Consider the following 19,716-nt stretch of genomic DNA (forward strand, 5'->3'; position numbering starts at 1 on the left):
CGCGGCGAAGCTCAGTCTTCCAGCTTCGGCAGCGAGGCGCTGACCTTGGTCGACAGCAGGCCGCTCTTGGCATAAGTCTGCAGCTTCTCGCGCGTGTCGACGATATCCAGCGTGCGCATGGTCAGCTGGCCGATCCGGTCCAGCGGCGTGAACATCGACTCGCCCTTCTCCATGGTCAGCCGTTCCGGCTTGTAGGTCAGGTTGGGCGAGGTGGTGTTCAGGATCGAGTAGTCGTTGCCGCGGCGCAGTTCAATGGTGACTTCGCCGGTGATGGCGCCCGCCACCCAGCGCTGGGCGGTTTCGCGCAGCATGATGGCTTGCGGGTCGAACCAGCGGCCCTGGTACAGCAGGCGGCCCAGGCGACGGCCGTTGTCGCGGTACTGCTCGATGGTGTCTTCGTTGTGGATGCCGGTGATCAGGCGCTCGTAGGCGATGAACAGCAGCGCCAGGCCCGGGGCTTCGTAGATGCCGCGGCTCTTGGCTTCGATGATGCGGTTCTCGATCTGGTCGCTCATGCCCAGGCCATGGCGCCCGCCGATGCGGTTGGCCTCCATGAACAGGTCGACGCTGTTGGCGAAGGTCTGGCCGTTCAGCGCGACCGGCTGGCCTTCCTCGAAGCGCACGGTGACTTCTTCGCGCTTCACTTCCACGTCATCGCGCCAGAACTGCACGCCCATGATCGGCTGGACGATGCGGATGCCCGAATCCAGGTGCTCCAGGTCCTTGGCCTCGTGGGTGGCGCCCAGCATGTTGGAGTCGGTCGAGTATGCCTTTTCGGCCGACATCTTGTAGTCGAAGCCGTTCTGGCGCATGAACTCCGACATCTCGGCGCGGCCGCCCAGTTCGTCAATGAACTGCTGGTCCAGCCACGGCTTGTAGATCTGCAGGCCGGGGTTGGTCAGGAGACCGTAGCGGTAGAAACGCTCAATGTCATTGCCCTTGAACGTGCTGCCATCGCCCCAGATGTTGACGCCATCTTCCTTCATTGCGGCAACCAGCATAGTGCCGGTGACAGCACGGCCGATCGGGGTGGTGTTGAAGTAGGTGATGCCGGCAGTCGAGATGTGGAACGCGCCGCACTGCATGGCGGCGATGCCTTCAGCCACCAGTTGCGTGCGGCAGTCGACCAGGCGGGCTTCCTCGGCACCGTAGGCCTTGGCGCGGCGGGGGATGTCGTCGTAGTCGGGCTCGTCGGGCTGGCCCAGGTTGGCGGTGTAGGCGTAGGGGACGGCGCCCTTCTGGCGCATCCAGAGGAGCGCCGCGCTGGTGTCAAGGCCGCCGGAGAAGGCGATTCCGACGCGCTGGCCGGAAGGAATGTGCTGAAGGATGGTAGTCATCGCCAGAAAATCTAAGTGAATTTGTCGGCTCTTGGGCGGGCTTCCAATACGCGCGCCGGGGCGGCGGGAAGCACGGCGACGCGGCCGGCCGAGTCACGTGCCGAGTCAGTGCCAAACGCGAATTGTGACACGGCAGCGCCCACGCGCCAAACGCCGGGACTGGCGGGGGCGTCGGCGCCACCTGCATCCGGGCCCGCCGGACCATTCAAATCCCGCGAACGCGCCTTTCAAAACTCTCGACTGGTTCGCGCCTGGGCCCCTCCCTATACTCCGCCGCACTGTTGTCTGAAAGCGGAGTCGTCATGCTGCATCGCGCCCTGGAAGGAGTCCGGGTCCTGGACTTGTCGCGCATCCTGGCCGGTCCCTGGTGTACCCAGAACCTGGCCGACCTGGGCGCCGAGGTGACCAAGGTCGAGCACCCGGAGCGCGGCGACGATACCCGCGGCTGGGGCCCGCCCTACCTGGAAGCGCCCGAGGGCAGCGGAGACACGCAGCGCCTGTCTGGCTACTTCATCTGCTGCAACCGCGGCAAGCGCTCGGTCGCGATCGACTATGGCACGCCCGAGGGCGCCGCGCAGGTACGTGAGCTGGCGCGCGAGGCCGACGTGCTGGTCGAGAACTACAAGGTCGGCACGCTGCGCCGCTACGGGCTGGACTACGACACGCTCAAGGCGATCAATCCGCGCCTGGTCTACCTGTCGATCACCGGCTTCGGCCAGAGCGGGCCGATGGCGGACAAACCCGGCTATGACTATGTGTTCCAGGGCATGGGCGGGCTGATGAGCTACACCGGCCAGCCCGACGGCACGCCCGGCGCCGGGCCGCTGCGCACCGGCGTCGCCGTGGTCGACCTGAGCACCGGCATGTATGCCACCTCCGCCGTCCTGGCCGCGCTGTACCAGCGCCAGGCGACCGGGCTGGGTGCGCACCTGGATATCGCGCTGCTCGATGTCGCGGTGGCGATTAACGCCAACCAGGCTGCCAACTACCTGGTGTCGGGCCAGAACCCGCAGCGCAGCGGCAATGCCCATCCCAACTGCGCGCCCTATGAAGTGTTCCGCTGCGCCGACGGCCACCTGATCCTGGCGATCGGCAATGACAGCCAGTTCGCGCGCTTCTGCGCCGTGGCCGGCATGCCGGATCTTGCGCAGGACCCGCGCTACGCCACCAACTCCGCGCGCATTGAGCACCTGCCCGCGCTGCGCGCCGTGCTGACCGATCTATTCCCCACACGCACGCGCGCTGCGTGGACCGATGCCTTCGATGCGGCCGGCGTGCCCTGGGGGCCGATCCACACTATGGATGAAGTCTTCGCCCACCCACAGGTGCAACACCGCGGGCTGATGCAGGTGGCCGAACACCCCGTCATGGGCAAAGTGCCCATGGTGCGCAACCCGATGCTGGCCGGGCACGACCTGCCGCTGCCACCGCCGCCGCTGCTGGGCGAACACAGCCCGGCAGGCTGAACGGCGCGCAGCGACCCACAAGACCGAAAACACTGACACGGAGACACCGATGAAACCAACCTTCACCGCCATCGCGCTGCTGGCTGCATGCGCAAGCGGCGCCGCGCATGCAAGCGCGTATCCCGACCGGCCGATCAAGATGATCGTCCCCTATGCCGCCGGCGGCACCACCGACATCATCGCGCGCATCGTCGGCACGCGCCTGGGCCCGGTGCTGGGGCAACCGGTGGTGGTCGAGAACCGCCCGGGCGCCGGCGGCGCGGTCGGCAGCGCCTACGCGGCCAAGCAGCCGGCCGACGGCTACACGCTGGTGATGGAGGTGGAGAGCTCGCACGCGGTCAACCCCAATGTCTACCTGAAGACCGCCTATGACCCGGTCAAGGACTTCGCTCCGGTCAGCAACCTGGCCGACGTGCCCAACGTGCTGGTGGTCAACCCGGCGTTCCCGGCCACGGACCTGCAGTCGTTCATCAAGCTGCTGAAGGCCAACCCCGGCAAGTACTCGTTCGGCTCGTCCGGCAACGGCGGACTGAGCCATATGAACGGCGAGCTGTTCATGAACGCCACCGGCACGCGCATGCTGCACGTGCCGTACAAGGGCCTGGGCCCAGCGCTCAACGATGCGGTGGCGGGCCAGATCCAGGTGGTGTTCGACAATATCCCATCGTCGTCGGGCCTGATCCAGGGTGGGCGCCTGAAGCCGCTGGCGGTCGCCGCGAAGCAGCGCCTGAAGGTGCTGCCCAATGTGCCGACCTATGCCGAGGCCGGGCTGCCGGCGATGAACAACCCGTCGTGGTTCGGCCTGGGCGCACCGGCGGGCACGCCCGCTGCCATCCTCGACAAGCTCAACGACGCGGTGCGCCAGGTATTGGCCGAGCCGGAGGTGATCGCCGCCATCGAGAAACAAGGCGCGGTCCCGGCACCGACATCGCGCAAGGCCTTCGGCGACCTGATCCGGGCGCAGAATGCGCACTGGAAGCAAGTCGTCGAGGACATCCACTTCACCAAGCTCCAGTAAGCCACAAGGAACGACATGAGCGCACTTCAGCAAGAACCGCACGCCGGCGTCGAGATCGACGCGCGCGGCATCGCCACCGTCACCATCCGCGAGGCGGGCTCGCTCAATATCCTGAGCACGCCGGTGATCGCATCGCTCACGCGCGCCATCGAAGCGCTGGCCGGCAATGACGCGGTACGCGTGCTGGTGCTGCGCGGCGCCGGCGAGAAAGGCTTTGTCGGCGGTGCCGACATCAAGGAAATGGCCGCGCTGGACCGCGCCAGCGCCGAGGCCTTCATCAGCGGCCTGCGCCGCCTGTGCGACGCCGTGCGCCACCTGCCGGTGCCCGTGATCGCGCGCATGCCGGGCTGGTGCCTGGGCGGTGGGCTGGAACTGGCGCTGGCGTGCGATATCCGCATCGCCGCCGACAACGCGCAGCTGGGCATGCCGGAAGTGAAGGTCGGCATCCCGTCGGTGATCCACGCCGCGCTGATGCCGCGCCTGATCGGCAATGCGCGCACGGCATGGATGCTGCTGACGGGCGAGATCTCCGATGCCGCCGAGGCGCTGCAGTGGGGGCTGGTGAGCCGCGTGGTGCCACTGGCGGAGCTGGACCTGGAAATCGAACGCGTGGCCGCGCTGCTGGCCGGCTTCGGCCCGGTCGCGGTGCGTCAGCAGAAGCGCCTGCTGCGCGAGTGGGAAGATGCGCCGCTGGAAGTGTCGATCAACAACAGCGTGACCGAGTTCGGCAGCGCCTTCGACACCGGCGAGCCGCAGCAGCACATGGCCACCTTCCTGAACCGCAAGCGCTGAAGCGCGGGGAAGTGCTTACGGCGCCGTGGCCGCGACGGCGCCGCCTTCGCGCGTGGCCACCACGCGCGGATCGTTCAGCAGGAACTGCGCAAAGGCCTCGGCAAACGCCGGCAGCTTGCCGTCGGCGCGCACGATCAGGTTCAGTTCGCGCAGGGCCCACGGCTCTGCCAGCCGCACCCCCACCACGCGCGCCTCACGCAAGGCCTGCGCCGCCACGCTGCGCGGCACCAGCGCCACCCCCACGCCGGCCTCGGCCAGCGACAGCACCGCATCGAAGCTGTGCGCATGCAGCCGCACGTTGGGCCCCTTGCCCGCGCGCTGCGCCATGTCGCGCAGGAACAGGAAGTTGCTGCTGGTGCGGCTCATGCAGACAAAGTCGAAGGCCAGCGCCGCGCCGAAACGCACTTCAGGCTCGCGCGCCAGCGGGTGATCCGCGGCCACCGCAAGGATCAGCTCGTCGCGCGCATAGCGCACCGAGCGCACGCCGGTGGCTTCGCCGCCCGCCTGGAAATCTCCCGCCAGGATGCCGACATCGGCTTCGTGCGCCGCCACCGCCGCCAGGATCGACTGGCTGGCGCGCTCCTCCAGGTCGATGTTCACATCCGGGTTGGCCAGCAGGAAGCGGCTCACGCTCGGGATGATGAAACCGTTGAGCGAACTGCTGTTGGCCAGCAGCCGGATATTGCCCTTCAGCCCGGCAGAAAAGCGTCCCACCTCGCCATGCATGCGCTCCACGCCAAGCAGCAGTTCGCGCACATGGACCAGCAGGGTTTCACCGGCGGGCGTCAGTTCCATGCCGCGCGCGGTGCGCACGAACAGCGGCGTGCCCATCGCGTGCTCCAGGTTCTTCAGCCGGTAGCTCGCCGCCGACGCGGTGATATGCGTGGCCGAAGCGCCACCTGACAGGCTTTGCGCATCGGCAATGGCCTGGAACAGGCGCAGGTCGGTCAGTTCGTAACGCAAGGCAACTCCGCTTAGGTCGGGACGGTCGAAGGGATTGGCGCTGGTGGTGTCGCGGCCATTCTAGTGCAGCACTGTGGGCTCCCGCCCGCCACCCGGTCCGCACACACTCCACTCACTTGATGTGGACGTCGTCCATTTTCTTTGCTAAGGTATTGTGGACGGCGTACACAAGAGCGTGCGCCAGTTGCCAGCGCGCCGCCTGACTCGCGCGCCATGCCGATATCCACGGCCGCCCGAGCGGCGGCCTACCTACAGGAGTTGTCATGCAAGTCCAACCCTATCTGTTTTTCGAAGGCCGTTGCGATGAAGCCGTTGAGTTCTACAAGAAGATTCTCGGCGCCAAGGTCAACATGCGGATGACGTTCAAGGAAAACCCGGAGGCCGACAAGGCCAGCCCGGGGTGCCAGCCCGGCGCCGGCACCGAAGACAAGGTCATGCACATGGAGTTCCAGATCGGCGACAGCGTGATCATGGCCTCCGACGGCCGCTGCTCGAACCAGCCCAACTTCCAGGGATTCGGCCTGTCGATCAACTACCCGGACAAGGCCGCGGTCGAAAAAGCCTTCAACGGCCTGAAGGAAGGCGGCCAGGTGGTGATGCCGCTGGACAAGACCTTCTTCGCCGAGCAGTTCGGCATGGTCACCGACCGCTTCGGCATCATGTGGATGCTGCTGACGGCACCGAAGTAAGCAAGATGTAACGCCGTTTCCCGGCCGGCGGAGCGCCATGTGGGCCGATAGGCTTACAATGCGCCGCCTGCCGGAGAAACCACGCCATGGACGATCGCATCAACGAACTCGAAATCAAGCTCGCCTTCCAGGAAGACCTGCTTGATACCCTGAACAGCACCGTGGCGCGCCAGCAGCAGCAGATCGACCTGCTGCAGGAACAGTTCCGCGCGCTGTACCAGCAGGTGCGCAGCGCCGCCACCACCGCGGCCGAAGCCGATCCCCAGCAGGAAATCCCGCCGCACTACTGATGGACGCGGGCCGATCGCCGATGTGACGGAACGCCACCCCGCCCGCGCGGTCTGACAGGCTGACCCATCCATCGCTGCCCTCGACAGGCGCGCCCCATCCGCCACATGCGTGTGAAACCTTCCCTGCTGATTGCCGCCGCCTGCGTCGCTGGTGCCTCCTCGGCGCTGGCCGGCTACAACATCTGGACCGGCGAGTACTCCCTCTCCCGGCAGGAACTGCAGACCGCCCTGGACCAGCGCTTCCCCGCCACGCTGCGCTACGCCGAAGTCGTCAGCGTGCAGCTCAGCCATCCCCGGCTGGTGCTGGACGAAGCCAACAACCGCGTCACCACCCACGTCGACGCACGCCTGACCAACGCCTTGCTGCCCTCCCCGCCGGTAGACGGCAAGCTCGCGCTGAACAGCGGCGTGCGCTATGACCCGGCCAAGCGCGCGGTGCTGCTAGACAACCCGACCGTGCAGCAGGTGGAAGTTGCCGGCATGGGGCAATACCGCGAACAACTCAATGCGATCGGCGCCGTGGTTGCGCAGCAGCTGCTGAAGGACTATCCGGTCTACACCTTCAAGCCCGAGGAGCTGCGCGTCGGCGGCAAGGATGTGGAGCCGGGGGCGATTACCGTGGGCAAGGATGAAGTGCGGGTGGAGGTGAAGCAGCGGTAGGCATAGCCTGCGGGCCAGGCTCGCTCCTTCTTCCTCTACCTCATCCCCGCCCACCTCTGAACACCACCCCCAACCCCGCCAGCACCGCCCCCATTCCCGCCATCGCCAGCGGCGCCATGCGGTTGCCCAGCAGCAGGTAGTCGAGCACCGCCGTACCCGCCGGCACCAGGTAGAACAGGCTGGTAACGTTGACCAGGTTGCCCGCGCGGATCAGGCGGTAGAACAGCAGCGTCGCACCGATCGAAATGACCAGTGCCAGCCACAGCAACGGCGCAGCGAACGCCAGCGAAGCATCGAAGGCGAAGGGCTGGAACGGCAGGCACAGCAGGCAGGCCGCGAGGCTCGCGCCGTACTGCAGCGGCAGCACTTCAGCCGGTGCACGCGTGATGCGCTTCTGCAGGATGGCGCCGACGGTCATGCTGGCGAGCGAGGCCAGCGCGCACAGCATGCCCGCCAGCGACAGTCTGGCCAGCAGCAGGCTGTCCGCCACCACCATGGCCAGCCCGGCGAGCGCGAAGGCCAGGCCCGCCATGCGTGCGGCGCTGAAGCGCCGCTCGGTCAGCAGCAGGGTCAGCATCGGCTGGGCGCCAAGCACGGTGGCGAGCACGCCGGGTGTCATGCCGTGGTCGAGCGCAAGGAAGTAAAAGACGGAGTAGCCGCCGATCAGCAGCAGGCCGGTCACGGCGGTGTACAGCCGCTCGCCGCGCGGCGGCAGCAGGCGGTGCCTGGCCAGGCCGATCGCGCCCAGCACGGCGCAGACCAGCGCGAAACGCAGCGTCAGCAAGGCGAAGGGCGTGGCGTGGTCGAGGGCCAGCCGGGCGGCGATGGCGCCGCTGCTCCACAGCAGCACGAAGAGGGGCGTGGCCCAGGCGAAGGAGTTGGTGGTGCGTGTGCCGGTGGCGGCGTCGAATTGCGCCACGCAGTCTTTGTCGGTTGTCATGGATGTCACCTGTCGTCAGCTTGGCAGGCTCCGGCGACGCGCATCGGCATGCGGCCATGGGACGGCGGCAGACGCGTACAGGCGTGCGGCTGCCGTGCGCGCAGGCACACGGATACGGGACTACCGGAGACGAATGAGGCTGGGGGGCGTACCCGTCAGCCGCGCGGCGGCGGCGGCGGGTGCGCACCGCCGATGAACGGCGGCGGCGCGACAGATGTGAACGCAGGCTGGCGACGCACGCATGGCAACGCGCGGCCCGGGGGCGCGGCGTTGATGGGGCGTTGGCGGTCTGCGGTCATGGTGGGAATCGAAGACTTTGAAGAAGCAATCTGGCGATGCTATGCCTGTGCGGCCATCGCGTCAACGAGGTTTTGTCGTGCCCTGCTCCAGCCGGGACACCAGCGCCTGCAGTGTCGGCGCGCATCCGGCTTCCACCTTCAGCGCGAACATCGCGTCCGCGCGCGTGGTGCCCAGGTTGAGCGCGGCCACGGGCTTGCCCATCTGTCCGGCCCAGACGCAGAAGCGGTAGCCGGAATAGACCATCAGCGACGAACCGACCACCAGCATGGCATCCGCTGCTTCCAGTGCCGCACGCGCGGCATCGACCCGCGGACGCGGCACGGATTCACCGAAGAACACCACGTCCGGCTTGAGGATGCCGCCGCAGCGCCCGCACTCGGGCACGCGGAACTGCGCGAACAGCGGCGATTCGAAATGCACGTCGCCATCGGCGGCGGGCTCGGCGATCACGTCGCGCAGCGCGGCGTTCTGTGCCAGCAGCCAGTCCTGCAGGCCGGCGCGGTCATGGCGCGTGCCACAGTCCAGGCAGATGGCGCTGGCCAGGCTGCCATGCAGTTCGATCACACCCTCGCTGCCGGCGCGCTGGTGCAGGCCGTCGACATTCTGCGTGACCAGCGCCGTGAGCCGGCCGTGCGCGCCAAGGCGCGACAGCGCATGGTGCGCGGCATTGGGTCGCGCCTGCCACGCCACCGGCCAGCCAAGCATGCTGCGCGCCCAGTAGCGCTGGCGCGCCGCGTGCGAGCCCAGGAAGGCCTGCAGCGTGATGGGCTGCGAGCGCTGCCACTGGCCGCGCGCGTCACGGTAGCCGGGAATGCCGGAATCGGTACTGATGCCCGCGCCGGTCAGCACGAACAGGCGCGGGTGGCGCTGCACGAAATCGAACAGCGCGGACGTCGGGTGCGGGGGTTGCAGCGGCTCGCTCAACTTGCCGGATCCTCGGCATGGCGCGCCGCCTGGCGCGCCTCCCAGGCGCGCAGCTCCTCGCGGTAGCGGTCCATCTCCTGGTAGTAGTAGTCGAAGATGCAGGGATCGCAGCCGGAGCCGCAGCACTCGTCGTCGCCGGGCCGCTCTGGCGGCACCGGGCGGGGGTCGTCGGGGGGCATGGCGGGGGACGCTTGGGACACTGACAGTTCGCGAACAGGCGCAATGGCGGATCAACCGCCAGTATATTCCCGCCAGCCCCGGCCTGCCGCCGGACCCCTCAGTGGCTGAGCAGCCCCTCGCCGACCGGGATCACCAGCGCCGTGCCCGCCAGGCAGGCGATGTCGTCCTCGGCAAGCCGGCGCGACACCACGCTGGCCAGCCTGGCGCCGATGCGGGCAAGTTCGGCGGCGTCGGCCAGGTAGACGGCGTCGATCACGCTCTGGTCGAACTGCAGGGCCGCGCTCAGGCGACAGCGCCCGGGCGAGCCGGCCGGCTCGGCCTGCCAGCTGACCTGCACCTGGTTGCCGTCGCTGCGATGGTATTCGGCCGACATCGGAAACAGCCGGCAGGTATGCTCGCGGGTCCACTCGACCAGGGCAGTCATGGCGATTCCCCCTTTGGCGGGACAGCGCGTCCGCCGGTGCGCCGCGTCAGCGGCTCAGTACATGGTAGAGCCAGTCGTGCGCGCGTGCCGGCACGCCCAGCGCGCTGGCATCGATGCGCTGCCCCTGCACCCGCAGGGTGCCTTCGTGCAGGGCATCCACCGCTGCCTGGGCATCCGGGAACCTCCCCATCACGCCATTGCCCAGCATCAGCATCCAGTCCTTCTCGCGGGGAATGAGCGTGAGCTGTCCCGCGGCGGTCTGGCAAAAGAAATAACCGTACATGCAACCCCCAAGCACCTCGCCTGTATCCATCCTAGTGCAGGGCACCGCGGGGTCGCGTGCCGATCTGCACGCTTCCGAACGGCGTGATGAATTGTTTTTGCACGGCCGCGAGCGGGCGGCCTGCATGCGGCATTTTGCCCGAAGATAGCCGGATGTCCCGCCCGGCGGCCGCCGGGCGGGGCCACTGCCGCGCGCTGCGGCCGTCAGCGAACCGATTGCGAACCCCACGGTGCCATGAAGGCAGCCCCATTCCATTGCTTGCGCGAACTGCTCGTACCGGCGGCCCTGGCGCTGGCTGCGGGCGCGGTCCTGGCCGCTGAGCCGGCCTCCATGCCGGCGGCGCCGGCGATTGAGCCGCCCGCGAACCAGGCCGCGGCAGCCACGCCGCAGCGGGCCGCGGGCGCGCGCCCCCGCATCTGCCTGGTGCTCTCGGGCGGCGGCGCGCGCGGCGCGGCGCATATCGGCGTGCTCAAGGTGCTGGAGGCGATGCGCGTCCCGGTCGACTGCATCGCAGGCACCAGCATGGGTTCACTGGTGGGGGGTGCCTATGCCACCGGCATGGCGCCCGCCGAAATGGAGCGGCTGGTCGGCGGCCTGAGCACCGACAAGATCTTCAAGGAACGCCCGCCGCGCCAGGACCTGACCATCCGGCGCAAGCAGGACGATTTCACCAACCTGTTCACGCCGGAGATCGGGGTGCAGGCCAGCGGCCTCTTGCTGCCTAAGGGCGCGGTCTCGGGCGTGCAGCTGGAGACCGTGCTGCGCCAGCTGGCAAACGCGCCCGGCTACCGGGACTTCGACCATCTGCCGATTCCCTACCGCGCCGTGGCCACGGACCTGGTGGCGGGCACGCCAGTAGTGTTCAGCCAGGGCGAGCTGGCCAACGTGATGCGCGCCAGCATGTCGGTGCCGGGCGCGGTGGCGCCGGCCGAGTATGAGGGCCGGCTGCTGGTCGACGGCGGCCTGACCGACAACCTGCCGGTGGACGTGGCGCGCAAGATGGGCGCCGATGTCGTGATCGCGGTGAACCTAGGCACGCCGCTGATGAAGCGCGAGGAGCTGACCTCGATCATCGGCGTGACCGGCCAGATGCTCAATATCCTGACCGAGCAGAACGTGCGTGCGTCGCTGGCCTCGCTGCGGCCCACCGACGTGCTGATCGAGCCGGCGCTGGGCGATTTCTCCGCGACCGACTTCGACCACCTTCCGGCAACCATCCCCATCGGCGAGGCCGCCGCGCGCAAGGTCGCCGACCGCCTTGCGCCGCTGGCACTGCCGCCGGCGCAATATGCGCAACTGCGCGCCAGGCAACAGGCGGTACAGCCGCCCGACACCCGCCCGGTCGACGAGATCCGGCTGGCGCCGCTGCAGCGCGTCAACCCGGACTACGCCACCGCGGTGATGGAAACCAAGCCCGGGCAGCCGGTCGACCAGGCCACGCTGGACCAGGACATGCGCCGCCTGTTCGGCACCGGCGACTTCGAGCACGTCAACTACGGCATCCTGGAAGAGCCCGGCAAGCGCGTGCTGGCGGTCAATGCGGTGGAGAAATCCTACGGTCCCGACTACCTGCGCTTCGGGCTCGGGCTGAGCTCGGATTTCCGCGGCGATGCCTATTTCAACCTGGTGGGCAGCTACCGGCGCACCTGGCTCAATGCGCTTGGCGCCGAATGGCGCACCGATGCGCAGGTGGGCCAGACCTCGTCGCTGATCAGTGAGTTCTACCAACCGCTGGATACGCGCCAGTACTTCTTTATCGCGCCACGCATCGAGCTGGAGCGGCGCCCGGTCAATGTCTTCCAGGGCAGCACGCGCATCGCCACCTACGACCTGCGCCGCTTTGACATCGCGCTGGACGCGGGCAGCCAGTTCACCAAGTACGGCGAGCTGCGCGTGGGCGTGCAGACCGGCTCGGAACACGCCACCCTGAGCACCGGCCCCGAGTCGCTGTCGCCAGGCCCGGGCAATATCCGGCGCGGCGCCATCACCGGGCGGCTCTTGTTCGACCAGCTCGACAGCGTCGACTTCCCGCGCTTCGGCTATGCGGCCCGGCTGCACATCTACGCCTCGCAGCCGGGGCTGGGTGCCGACCAGGCTTATGTCAAAGCGCAGGCGGAGGGCATCTATGCCCACTCGTTCGGTGACAACACGGTCTCGCTGGCCTTCAAGGTCGGCAGCAATCTTGGCGGCAAGCCGCTGCCGCGCTATGACCTGTTCCAGTGGGGCGGCTTCCTGCAGCAATCCGGTTATGCCACGGGACAGCTGCTGGGCGGCAACCTGCAGTTTGCGCGGCTGGTGTACTACAACAAGCTTGCGCGCCAGACCCTGCTGCAAGGCGTGTACGCAGGCTTTTCGCTGGAGGCGGGCCGCATGGGCGACCCGCTGGTGCCGGGAAGCCCGACCGGGCTGCTCAAATCCGGCTCGGTCTTCCTGGCGCTGGATAGTCCGCTGGGCCCGCTTTACCTGGCCTATGGACGCGCCGCCGCAGGCACATACAGCTTTTACCTGTTCCTGGGCAAACCCTTCTGAGCCGGCCAGCATAAGCGCTCACCAAATGTGAACCCGCCGTACCCTACCAAAGTTGTATGTAATGTCTTAATTCAAATATCTATACTTTTTACGTCACCAAGACCCCCTCTTGAATGACGACCTTCCCCGGTCGCCGCTCCCCAGCGGCGACATTTTTTTTGGGCGCCCGCTTGGCATGCGGCGCCCATAACCCGGGCCTCGGTCTGCACTTGCGGCCGCTCCGCGCCCCTTCGCGCGCCTCCTCCCATGCAGATTGATTTCACCCATTTCACGCCGTGGCTGTCGCTGGCCGGCGGGCTGGTCATCGGCCTCGCGGCGGCGCTGATGATCCTGAGTCTCGGCCGATTGCCGGCATCAGCGGCATTGTCGGCGGCCTGCTGAAGCTGCCGCACGGCGACAGCGCCTGGCGCGCCGCCTTTGTGATCGGGCTGTTGCTGGCGCCGTGGCTGGCGGGCGCGTTCGATGCCATGCCCGCGGCGCAAATCGATGCCGGCTGGGCCGAGGTGCTGGCGGCCGGGCTGCTGGTAGGCATCGCTGGTGCTGGGCAGCGCGGCGTTCGCACTGGTAGCGCTCGGTGCCGGCTATGCCAAGGCCTGGGGCTTTGTCGGCGCCATGCTGGCAGGCATGGCGCTCTACGAGATCGCGGAGCGGCGCGGGCGCTGACGCAGCGCAGCATCCGGCCCTCGTGCCGTGCGGGCGATGCGCGAATGCAGCAAAGGCTGGCCCCTGGCGGCCAGCCGGTTTAAGATTGCGCGATTATCGGACAACAAGCCCAGACAACACACCTCCCAATGGATGTCCTCCGCCCCCTCGGTCTTGGCCATGCACAGGCCGACACCGTCCGCGTTGCCCGGCCCCAGGCCGACCTGCTCGCCAGTTTTGCCGGCGATCCCAACTTCATGCTGTCGCTGGCGCGCGGGCTGACCGTGCTGGAGGCCTTCTCGGAACGCAAGCGCCCGCTGACGATCTCGCAGGTGGCGCAGCGCACGCAGCTGTCGCGCGCCTCGGTGCGCCGCTGCCTCTATACGCTGGAACAGCTCGGCTACGTCAGCCAGCAGGATGGGCAGTTTGCGCTGCGGCCGCGCGTGCTGCACCTGGGCCACGCCTATTTCTCGTCGACCTCGCTGGTGTCCCTGGCGCAGCCGATCCTGGACAACCTGAGCGCACGCATCCACGAGACCTGCACGCTGGCGATCCTGGACGGCACCGACATCCTGTACCTGGTGCGCTCCGAAGTGCAGCGGGTGCTGAACTATTCGCTGGGCATGGGCAGCCGCCTGCCGGCCTACTGCACCTCCAACGGCCGGCTGCTGCTGGCGCACCAGCCCGCCACGGTGCTGGACGGCTTCTTCGAGCATGCCGAGCTGCGCCCGCGCACGCTGCAGACCAAGGTCTCGCGCCAGGAGCTGGAAGCATGCTTCGAGCGCGCCCGCGAAGTGGACTACGTGATCGTCGATGAAGAGCTGGAACCGGGCCTGCGCGCGATGGCCGTGCCGGTGCGCTCGGCCTCCGGCATCGTGCTGGCGGGGCTGAGCGTGAGCGTGCGCGCCGCGCGTGTCTCCGAAGCGGAGATGATCTCGCGGCTGCTGCCGCCGATACGCGAAGCCGCGGCGGCAATCGGCCGGCTGATCGGCTCCTGATTGCCGCTGACTAGTCCGCTAACTACCCGCGCAGCCGCGCGGGTCTGAGCATGGCCGCGGTCACGCCGTGGCCGGCAATATGCCGCGGCATCCGCTACGGTGCATCAGCCCCGGTGCGCCAGTTCCAGCGCAAATACCAGCCGCTGCAGGAAGTTCTCTATGCGCCCGTCCGGATGGATGAAGGCGCAGCCGAAATGGTGGATGGCGCTGTCGTCATGGCCCACCAGCCAGTGGCCAACCACCTGCAGGTCCAGCTCAAGCTTGCCCAGCTCGCGGAAGTCCAGCCGGCACTTGCCGACCGTGGTGCCGACCGGCAACTGCTCTGCCGAGACCGTCTTCGAGCGCAGCCCCACGCCCGACAGCGACAGGTCGGCGATATCGAGCCCCAGCACGGTCTTGTCTGACATGTGGATCTCGCAGCGGTAGCCCCTGGTCACCAGCGTGCGCGCGCGGAAATGACGGCGGCGCTGGAAGTGGTAGAGCTTCTCCGGGAATTCGACAACGAAGGCCGGGCCTTCCTCATAGCGCGTGGCGCCCGGCTGGCCCACCACGAAGTTGACCGGCACGCCGCGCAACAGCCCCGAGAAGGCGTTCTCCTCCGAGGTCAGCAGCGACATCCGTTCGGGCTCTGTATTGCACCAGTCAAACACGAAGGTGCGGTCGACCGGGTCGACGTGCAGGACCGACGTGACGAACTGGTGCCCGGTGCGGGTGCGCACGCTCAGCATGCACTTCTGCCAGGACAGGTCGCGCAGCACGGTGCCGATCTGCGAGTTGTGCGTCAGGCGATAACGCTCATCCGCCGGCTCAATGTCGGATTCGGCGCCGTTATCGGCTGGCCCGGAGGCATCGTGCTGATTCATGGATTCACGCAACGTCTGAAGTGGCTGGGATCGCCGGGTAAGGGGGCTTGGGCCTGCCGGCCGCGCGCATGTTAAGCGCCTGCCCCATTGCCCGGCAAGACTCATGGTCTCACTTCGGCAGATCTGTGGCAGAACTTAAGCACAGACTTCCGGGGGGTAGCGCGCACGCCGCTTTCAGGCGTCCAACGGCGATGGCGGCGGCGCAGCAAGCGTTGCCTGCGCCTCTTCGCGCAACCAAGCCAGCAGCACCAGCCGGCGCGTGTCGTGTTCAAACGGTGCGGGCGACAGCAGATGATAGGCCGATCCGTCGGCCACAAAGTCGAATGGCGCGGCCAGCCGGCCATCGGCGATCTCGTCGGCGGCCATCAGCTGCGAGGCCATGGCCCAGCCCAGCCCCGCGGCGGCGGCCTGCAGGCTGAGGTAGAAATGCTCGTACCAGGCGTCGCCTTCGCACTGCACGACGGCGGCGGCATCGCCGCGCACCGCCTGCCAGCGCTGCCATGCCTCGGGCCGCGTGCGCGTATGCAGGCGCGCCGGGACCGTGGCGCCCCCTGCGCAAGCTCGGCCGACACACCGGCCCTACCCGTTCCTGCGCCACCTCGCGCGCGTGCCAGCGCGCATCGAAGGCAAAGTCATTGCGCCGCAGTGCCAGGTCGGCGCCGCTGCGGGTGAAGTCGATCGGCCCGCCCGCGGCCATCAGGTGCAGCGGGATATCGGGATGGCGCGCGGCAAAGCGCGGCAGCCGCGGGATCAGCCAGCGCATGGCGATGGTCGGCTCGCATGACAGCACCAGCGCCCGCCCCGGCGGCTGTGTGCGGATGCGCGCGGCGGCGCCGGCCAGCACCTCCATCGATTGCGTGGACGCCGCAAACAGCGTGCGCCCCGCCTCGGTCAGGAAAACCCCGCGGTTGCGCCGCTCGAACAGCGCCACACCCAGCGTGTCCTCGAGCTGGCGGATCTGCCGGCTGACCGCGCCATGGGTCAGGTGCAGTTCCTCCGCCGCCCGGACAAAGCTTTCGTGGCGCGCCGCGGCCTCGAAGAATCGGATCCAGCCCAGCCAGTGCATCAGTCAGTTTTTCTCACGTAATTGCGCGAGTATATATCGGTTGTGGCGGTCCTTTCCGGCCCGCAGAATTGGGTACGCCCGGATCTCCCGATGTGGCGATCTCCGGATAACTGCAACGTAATGTGACAGAAAATGCCCCCAATCGCCGAATCCCTGGCGGTCGCCGCCGTGACCGTGCTGGCCGTTGTCAGTCCGGGCCCGGACTTCGCCATGGTGACCCGCAACAGCTACCTGTACGGTCGCCGCGCCGGCCTGCTCAGCGCGTTCGGGATCGCGCTGGGGGTACAGGTGCATGTGCTCTATACGATGTTCGGGGTGGCGCTGCTGATGACCCATGCGCACAGCGTGCTGACGGTGGTGAAGATGCTGGGCACGGCCTACCTGGTGTGGATCGGTATCCAGACGCTGCGCAACCGCGAGGCGCTGGCAGTAGACCTGCAAGGTGCGCGCACGCTGCGGCCGTGGGCGGCGCTGCGCATGGGCTTCCTGACCAATGCGCTGAACCCGAAGACCACGCTGTTCGTGGTCAGCACTTACACCCAGGTGGTCGATGCGCACACGCCGGTGCCGGTGCAATGGGCTTATGGCGGGTTCATGTCGATGGCGCACCTGGCGTGGTTCAGCCTGGTGGCGTGCGTGTTCACCGCGCCCGCGCTGCGCGCGGCGATGCTGCGGCGCCAGCGCCTGCTGGACCGCACCATCGGCTCGGCCTTGTGCGGGCTGGGCGTGGCGCTGGGGCTCAGCAACCTGGCGTAGGGCCAGCCTGCGTCAGTGGCCAGGCCTGGCGCACGAGATGCTGGGGGCCTTGCGGGCCGAGCCGGCTTTCGAACAGCACCAACCGCCGCACGTGCCAGGACTCGCTTGCCAGCGTGCGGTGCGTATCGAGCCAGGCGCGCAGCACGCTTTCCGGCACGGACGGCTTGCAGCGCGCCAGCGTCAGGTGCGGATGGAAGCGCCGCCGCTCCGGGGTAATGCCCGCGGCCTCGGCCAGCGCCTGCCCGACATCCGCGTGCAGGGCGCGCAGCGCGTCCAGGCCGGGACCTGGCGCCAGGCCTGCCCACAGCACCGAACCCTGGCCGCTGCGAAAGCGCCCGGTGCCGGCCACCTGAAGCAGGAAGGCGGGCGCGCGGATGCTGTCGAGCGCGGCCTCCAGCGCTGCGCCAGGCACGTTGCACTCACCCAGGAAGTGCAGGGTCAGGTGGACCTGTTCTGGCGCTGCCGGCCGCACGCCGTGCGCGGGCGGCAGGGTCGACAACAGCCATGCCGCCTGCGCGGGCGGGACTTCCACGGCAATGAACAGGCGCGGCATGGCAGCGCAGCCAGCGCGATCAGCCTGGCGTGGTGCCGATGCCTTCGCGTTGCAGCAAGGCGCGCTTGCGCTCGATGCCGCCGGCGTAGCCGGTCAGTGCGCCGGCACTGCCCAGCACGCGATGGCAGGGCACGATCACCGACAGCGGGTTGCGTCCCACCGCGCCGCCGACTGCGCGCGCATGCGTGGGCGGCAGCCCCAGGGCGCGGGCCAGTTCGCCGTACGACGCGGTCTCGCCGCAGGGGATGGCCAGCAGCGCCTCCCACACGCGCTGCTGGAACGGGCTGCCGGCAAAGCGCACCGGCACGGTGAAAGTATCGCGGCGGCCGGCGAAATAATCGGCCAGTTCCGACGCGGCGCGGTCGAGCACGGCGGCATCGGCCGGCCGCACGTCGCGGCTGTCGGCAATGCCCGTGGGGTGGTATTTCTGCCCGGCGAAGAAGAGGCCGGTCAGGTGTGCGCCTTGCACGCGCAGCAGGATGGTCCCGAGCGGGCTGTCAATATGGCGATAGCTGGTCATGTGATCGTCTCCGGTTCGGCCGCGGCGCTGGCCGCGTCCTTCATCGCTTCATAGCGATGCCACAGGTGGATGGCGGCGTAAGCACGCCACGGCGCCCATTGCGCGGTGCGCTCGTGCATCGCACGCACGGTACTGACGCCCAGCACCTTGCGCAGCGCATAGTCAGTGCCCGGGAAGGCATCGGGCCAGCCCAGCGCGCGCATGGCGACATACTGCGCGGTCCAGTCGCCGATGCCGCCGACCTCGCGCAGCGCCGCCACGGTCTGCTCAGGCGGCGCGTGCGCATCGAGCGCCAGCGTGCCGTCGGCCACGCGCTGCGCCAGCGCCAGCAGCGTGCGCGCCTTGCCAGCTGAGACCCCGGCATCGCGCAAGGCTTGCCCTGGCAGGGTGGCAATGGCGGCGGCAGTCGGGAACGTGTAGCGCAGGCCGTCGGGGGGCGTGCCGTCCAGCGCCTGCCCCGCATGCTGCGCCAGCGCGCCCAGGATGCGCCGCGCCTGCACCACCGAGATCACCTGCCCCACCACCGCGCGCACGGCGATCTCAAAACCATCGACGCTGCCCGGCAGGCGCACGCCCGGCATTGCCTCGGCAAGCTCGCCCAGGTGCCGGTCCACCACGTCCGGGCGGCAGCCCAGGTCGCACAGGCGGCGCACCTTGCCCAGCGCCTGCGGAATCACGCGCGCCAGCGAGGCCGACAACGTGACGCGCAGCACCAGCCGGCGCGGCACGTGTTCGATGCGTACCCAGCCGGTGTGCGTGCTGCCGCCGGCATCCACCAGCAGCGTGCGCATATAGGTGCCGTCCCCGATGGCCTCGATGCCGTCCACCGCGCGCGTAGCCAGGAAGCGCAGCCATGCGTCCCAGGCAAACGGCGGACGGTAGCCCAGGTCGAACACCAGCCGGTCGGCCACGCCGTCGGCGGCGCGGCGCCGCAGCGCCAGCGGCGTCAGGCCGTAGCGGGTCTTCAGCACATCGTTGAAGCGGCGCACGCTGCCGAAACCCGCCGCCAGCGCCACTTCGGTCACCGGCAGCGCGGTGTCGGCCAGCAAGCGCTTGGCCAGCAGCAGCCGCTGCGTCTGCGCGTACTCCAGCACCGACACGCCGAACTGTGCATCGAACAGGCGCCGCAGGTGGCGCTCGGTCACGCCGATGCGCGCTGCCAGTGCGGCCACGCTGCCTTCCGCCATGAAGCCCTCGTCGATCAGCGTGGCCGCGGCCTGCGCCAGCCGGCCTGAAATATCGGCCAGCCCATGCCCGGGCGCCAGCTCCGGACGGCAGCGCAAGCAGGGGCGGAAGCCATGCTTCTCCGCCGCCGCGGCGCTCTCGTAGAACGTGCAGTTTTCGCGCTTGGGCGTGCGTACTGCGCACACCGGCCGGCAGTACACGCCCGTCGACGACACGCCCACGAAGAAGCGTCCGTCGAAGCGGCGGTCGTGCGAGGCCACGGCCTTGTAGCAGGTATCGGGATCGAGGTGCATGACGGCATGCTACCGCTACCTGCAACGACTTACCCGCTGGATTCG

Annotated in this window: 22 protein-coding genes and 1 pseudogene; 11 read left to right on the forward strand and 12 right to left on the reverse strand. The window is 68.5% G+C overall.

The features are described 5' to 3' along the window. Positions 1 to 11 precede the first annotated feature (11 nt). The gene (gene argG / locus CNE_RS29955) at positions 12 to 1,337 is read right to left on the reverse strand and encodes an argininosuccinate synthase (RefSeq protein ID WP_013954052.1); all 1,326 of its coding nucleotides are present in this window, start codon (positions 1,335 to 1,337) and stop codon (positions 12 to 14) included. Between the two features lie 302 nt (positions 1,338 to 1,639). On the opposite strand from argG, the gene CNE_RS29960 reads away from it, so the two are divergent. The 3 genes from CNE_RS29960 to CNE_RS29970 are packed head-to-tail and all read left to right on the forward strand — an operon-like array spanning position 1,640 to position 4,613. Next, a complete protein-coding gene (locus tag CNE_RS29960; protein ID WP_013954053.1) occupies positions 1,640 to 2,803 on the forward strand; it encodes a CaiB/BaiF CoA transferase family protein in 1,164 nt (387 codons plus the stop codon). A 49-nt stretch (positions 2,804 to 2,852) separates the two neighbouring features. Next, positions 2,853 to 3,821 carry a tripartite tricarboxylate transporter substrate binding protein gene (locus CNE_RS29965; protein WP_013954054.1) on the forward strand — a complete coding sequence of 323 codons (969 nt, stop codon included), beginning with the start codon at positions 2,853 to 2,855 and terminating at the stop codon, positions 3,819 to 3,821. Between the two features lie 15 nt (positions 3,822 to 3,836). Beyond that, positions 3,837 to 4,613 (forward strand): enoyl-CoA hydratase, encoded by a 777-nt coding sequence (locus CNE_RS29970; RefSeq protein ID WP_013954055.1) that lies wholly within the window; start codon positions 3,837 to 3,839, stop codon positions 4,611 to 4,613. 15 nt (positions 4,614 to 4,628) lie between these two features. On the opposite strand, the gene CNE_RS29975 is transcribed toward CNE_RS29970, so the two are convergent. Beyond that, positions 4,629 to 5,576 carry a LysR family transcriptional regulator gene (locus tag CNE_RS29975; RefSeq protein WP_013954056.1) on the reverse strand — a complete coding sequence of 316 codons (948 nt, stop codon included), beginning with the start codon at positions 5,574 to 5,576 and terminating at the stop codon, positions 4,629 to 4,631. Positions 5,577 to 5,839: 263 nt separating this feature from the next. Between CNE_RS29975 and CNE_RS29980 the strand changes: the two genes are divergently transcribed. The 3 genes from CNE_RS29980 to CNE_RS29990 all read left to right on the forward strand — a co-directional run bounded on the left by CNE_RS29980 (position 5,840) and on the right by CNE_RS29990 (position 7,215). Continuing rightward, on the forward strand, positions 5,840 to 6,265 hold the full coding sequence (locus tag CNE_RS29980) for a VOC family protein (protein WP_013954057.1): 426 nt from the start codon (positions 5,840 to 5,842) through the stop codon (positions 6,263 to 6,265). Positions 6,266 to 6,351: 86 nt separating this feature from the next. Further along, positions 6,352 to 6,555: a SlyX family protein gene (locus CNE_RS29985; protein WP_010811191.1), complete on the forward strand. Its 204-nt coding sequence runs from the start codon at positions 6,352 to 6,354 to the stop codon at positions 6,553 to 6,555. A gap of 105 nt (positions 6,556 to 6,660) precedes the next feature. Continuing rightward, positions 6,661 to 7,215 (forward strand): DUF1439 domain-containing protein, encoded by a 555-nt coding sequence (locus CNE_RS29990; RefSeq protein WP_013954058.1) that lies wholly within the window; start codon positions 6,661 to 6,663, stop codon positions 7,213 to 7,215. 40 nt (positions 7,216 to 7,255) lie between these two features. Here CNE_RS29990 and CNE_RS29995 read toward each other — a convergent pair whose 3' ends face one another. The 5 genes from CNE_RS29995 to CNE_RS30015 form a co-directional block, all read right to left on the reverse strand. Next, positions 7,256 to 8,155, reverse strand: a complete 900-nt coding sequence (locus tag CNE_RS29995) for a DMT family transporter (RefSeq protein ID WP_013954059.1) — start codon at positions 8,153 to 8,155, stop codon at positions 7,256 to 7,258. A 360-nt stretch (positions 8,156 to 8,515) separates the two neighbouring features. Further along, positions 8,516 to 9,379 carry an NAD-dependent protein deacetylase gene (locus CNE_RS30000; RefSeq protein WP_013954061.1) on the reverse strand — a complete coding sequence of 288 codons (864 nt, stop codon included), beginning with the start codon at positions 9,377 to 9,379 and terminating at the stop codon, positions 8,516 to 8,518. Beyond that, complete coding sequence (locus CNE_RS30005; RefSeq protein WP_153954290.1) at positions 9,376 to 9,558, reverse strand: oxidoreductase-like domain-containing protein; 183 nt, start codon at positions 9,556 to 9,558, stop codon at positions 9,376 to 9,378. The genes CNE_RS30000 and CNE_RS30005 overlap by 4 nt, the downstream gene beginning before the upstream one ends. Before the next feature lie 98 nt (positions 9,559 to 9,656). Next, positions 9,657 to 9,983, reverse strand: a complete 327-nt coding sequence (locus tag CNE_RS30010) for a hypothetical protein (RefSeq protein ID WP_013954063.1) — start codon at positions 9,981 to 9,983, stop codon at positions 9,657 to 9,659. Positions 9,984 to 10,029: 46 nt separating this feature from the next. Beyond that, positions 10,030 to 10,266, reverse strand: coding sequence for a hypothetical protein (locus CNE_RS30015; protein WP_013954064.1), 237 nt, complete (start codon positions 10,264 to 10,266; stop codon positions 10,030 to 10,032). Positions 10,267 to 10,500: 234 nt separating this feature from the next. On the opposite strand from CNE_RS30015, the gene CNE_RS30020 reads away from it, so the two are divergent. The 4 genes from CNE_RS30020 to CNE_RS30030 all read left to right on the forward strand — a co-directional run bounded on the left by CNE_RS30020 (position 10,501) and on the right by CNE_RS30030 (position 14,435). After that, positions 10,501 to 12,795 carry a patatin-like phospholipase family protein gene (locus tag CNE_RS30020; RefSeq protein WP_013954065.1) on the forward strand — a complete coding sequence of 765 codons (2,295 nt, stop codon included), beginning with the start codon at positions 10,501 to 10,503 and terminating at the stop codon, positions 12,793 to 12,795. A gap of 246 nt (positions 12,796 to 13,041) precedes the next feature. Beyond that, positions 13,042 to 13,176, forward strand: coding sequence for a hypothetical protein (locus CNE_RS42940; RefSeq protein ID WP_013954066.1), 135 nt, complete (start codon positions 13,042 to 13,044; stop codon positions 13,174 to 13,176). Positions 13,177 to 13,332: 156 nt separating this feature from the next. After that, a complete protein-coding gene (locus CNE_RS42770) occupies positions 13,333 to 13,458 on the forward strand; it encodes a hypothetical protein (protein ID WP_013954067.1) in 126 nt (41 codons plus the stop codon). 128 nt (positions 13,459 to 13,586) lie between these two features. Beyond that, the gene (locus tag CNE_RS30030; RefSeq protein WP_013954068.1) at positions 13,587 to 14,435 is read left to right on the forward strand and encodes an IclR family transcriptional regulator domain-containing protein; all 849 of its coding nucleotides are present in this window, start codon (positions 13,587 to 13,589) and stop codon (positions 14,433 to 14,435) included. Between the two features lie 104 nt (positions 14,436 to 14,539). On the opposite strand, the gene CNE_RS30035 is transcribed toward CNE_RS30030, so the two are convergent. Together CNE_RS30035 and CNE_RS30040 are read right to left on the reverse strand one after the other, a co-directional pair. Next, positions 14,540 to 15,298 (reverse strand): flagellar brake protein, encoded by a 759-nt coding sequence (locus tag CNE_RS30035; protein WP_041228754.1) that lies wholly within the window; start codon positions 15,296 to 15,298, stop codon positions 14,540 to 14,542. Between the two features lie 174 nt (positions 15,299 to 15,472). After that, positions 15,473 to 16,364, reverse strand: a pseudogene (locus CNE_RS30040) (LysR substrate-binding domain-containing protein). 132 nt (positions 16,365 to 16,496) lie between these two features. Here CNE_RS30040 and CNE_RS30045 point away from each other — a divergent pair. After that, positions 16,497 to 17,120 carry a LysE family transporter gene (locus CNE_RS30045; protein WP_013954071.1) on the forward strand — a complete coding sequence of 208 codons (624 nt, stop codon included), beginning with the start codon at positions 16,497 to 16,499 and terminating at the stop codon, positions 17,118 to 17,120. On the opposite strand, the gene thpR is transcribed toward CNE_RS30045, so the two are convergent. Genes thpR through CNE_RS30060 form a run of 3 tightly spaced genes read right to left on the reverse strand, consistent with a single transcriptional unit; the run spans position 17,104 to position 19,671 of the window. Next, positions 17,104 to 17,673, reverse strand: coding sequence for an RNA 2',3'-cyclic phosphodiesterase (gene thpR / locus CNE_RS30050; protein WP_013954072.1), 570 nt, complete (start codon positions 17,671 to 17,673; stop codon positions 17,104 to 17,106). The two genes, CNE_RS30045 and thpR, sit on opposite strands and share 17 nt — an antisense overlap. A gap of 19 nt (positions 17,674 to 17,692) precedes the next feature. Next, positions 17,693 to 18,193, reverse strand: coding sequence for a methylated-DNA--[protein]-cysteine S-methyltransferase (locus tag CNE_RS30055; RefSeq protein WP_013954073.1), 501 nt, complete (start codon positions 18,191 to 18,193; stop codon positions 17,693 to 17,695). Continuing rightward, complete coding sequence (locus CNE_RS30060) at positions 18,190 to 19,671, reverse strand: AlkA N-terminal domain-containing protein (protein ID WP_013954075.1); 1,482 nt, start codon at positions 19,669 to 19,671, stop codon at positions 18,190 to 18,192. The genes CNE_RS30055 and CNE_RS30060 overlap by 4 nt, the downstream gene beginning before the upstream one ends. Between the last annotated feature and the right edge of the window lie 45 nt (positions 19,672 to 19,716).

The sequence above is a fragment of the Cupriavidus necator N-1 genome (assembly GCF_000219215.1).
GTDB classification, from domain to species: domain Bacteria; phylum Pseudomonadota; class Gammaproteobacteria; order Burkholderiales; family Burkholderiaceae; genus Cupriavidus; species Cupriavidus necator.

Bases quoted from the DNA above. Each gene is read 5' to 3' on its own strand.
- CNE_RS29965 (WP_013954054.1), top strand. From the start codon at position 2,853: ATGAAACCAACCTTCACCGCCATCGCGCTGCTGGCTGCATGCGCAAGC.
- CNE_RS29985 (WP_010811191.1), top strand. From the start codon at position 6,352: ATGGACGATCGCATCAACGAACTCGAAATCAAGCTCGCCTTCCAGGAA.
- thpR (WP_013954072.1), bottom strand. From the start codon at position 17,673: ATGCCGCGCCTGTTCATTGCCGTGGAAGTCCCGCCCGCGCAGGCGGCA.
- CNE_RS30020 (WP_013954065.1), top strand. From the start codon at position 10,501: ATGAAGGCAGCCCCATTCCATTGCTTGCGCGAACTGCTCGTACCGGCG.
- CNE_RS30045 (WP_013954071.1), top strand. From the start codon at position 16,497: ATGCCCCCAATCGCCGAATCCCTGGCGGTCGCCGCCGTGACCGTGCTG.
- CNE_RS30030 (WP_013954068.1), top strand. From the start codon at position 13,587: ATGGATGTCCTCCGCCCCCTCGGTCTTGGCCATGCACAGGCCGACACC.
- CNE_RS29990 (WP_013954058.1), top strand. From the start codon at position 6,661: ATGCGTGTGAAACCTTCCCTGCTGATTGCCGCCGCCTGCGTCGCTGGT.
- CNE_RS30010 (WP_013954063.1), bottom strand. From the start codon at position 9,983: ATGACTGCCCTGGTCGAGTGGACCCGCGAGCATACCTGCCGGCTGTTT.
- CNE_RS29970 (WP_013954055.1), top strand. From the start codon at position 3,837: ATGAGCGCACTTCAGCAAGAACCGCACGCCGGCGTCGAGATCGACGCG.
- CNE_RS30005 (WP_153954290.1), bottom strand. From the start codon at position 9,558: ATGCCCCCCGACGACCCCCGCCCGGTGCCGCCAGAGCGGCCCGGCGAC.
- CNE_RS30060 (WP_013954075.1), bottom strand. From the start codon at position 19,671: ATGCACCTCGATCCCGATACCTGCTACAAGGCCGTGGCCTCGCACGAC.
- CNE_RS29960 (WP_013954053.1), top strand. From the start codon at position 1,640: ATGCTGCATCGCGCCCTGGAAGGAGTCCGGGTCCTGGACTTGTCGCGC.
- CNE_RS30015 (WP_013954064.1), bottom strand. From the start codon at position 10,266: ATGTACGGTTATTTCTTTTGCCAGACCGCCGCGGGACAGCTCACGCTC.
- CNE_RS30035 (WP_041228754.1), bottom strand. From the start codon at position 15,298: ATGAATCAGCACGATGCCTCCGGGCCAGCCGATAACGGCGCCGAATCC.
- CNE_RS29995 (WP_013954059.1), bottom strand. From the start codon at position 8,155: ATGACAACCGACAAAGACTGCGTGGCGCAATTCGACGCCGCCACCGGC.
- argG (WP_013954052.1), bottom strand. From the start codon at position 1,337: ATGACTACCATCCTTCAGCACATTCCTTCCGGCCAGCGCGTCGGAATC.
- CNE_RS29980 (WP_013954057.1), top strand. From the start codon at position 5,840: ATGCAAGTCCAACCCTATCTGTTTTTCGAAGGCCGTTGCGATGAAGCC.
- CNE_RS30055 (WP_013954073.1), bottom strand. From the start codon at position 18,193: ATGACCAGCTATCGCCATATTGACAGCCCGCTCGGGACCATCCTGCTG.
- CNE_RS42940 (WP_013954066.1), top strand. From the start codon at position 13,042: ATGCAGATTGATTTCACCCATTTCACGCCGTGGCTGTCGCTGGCCGGC.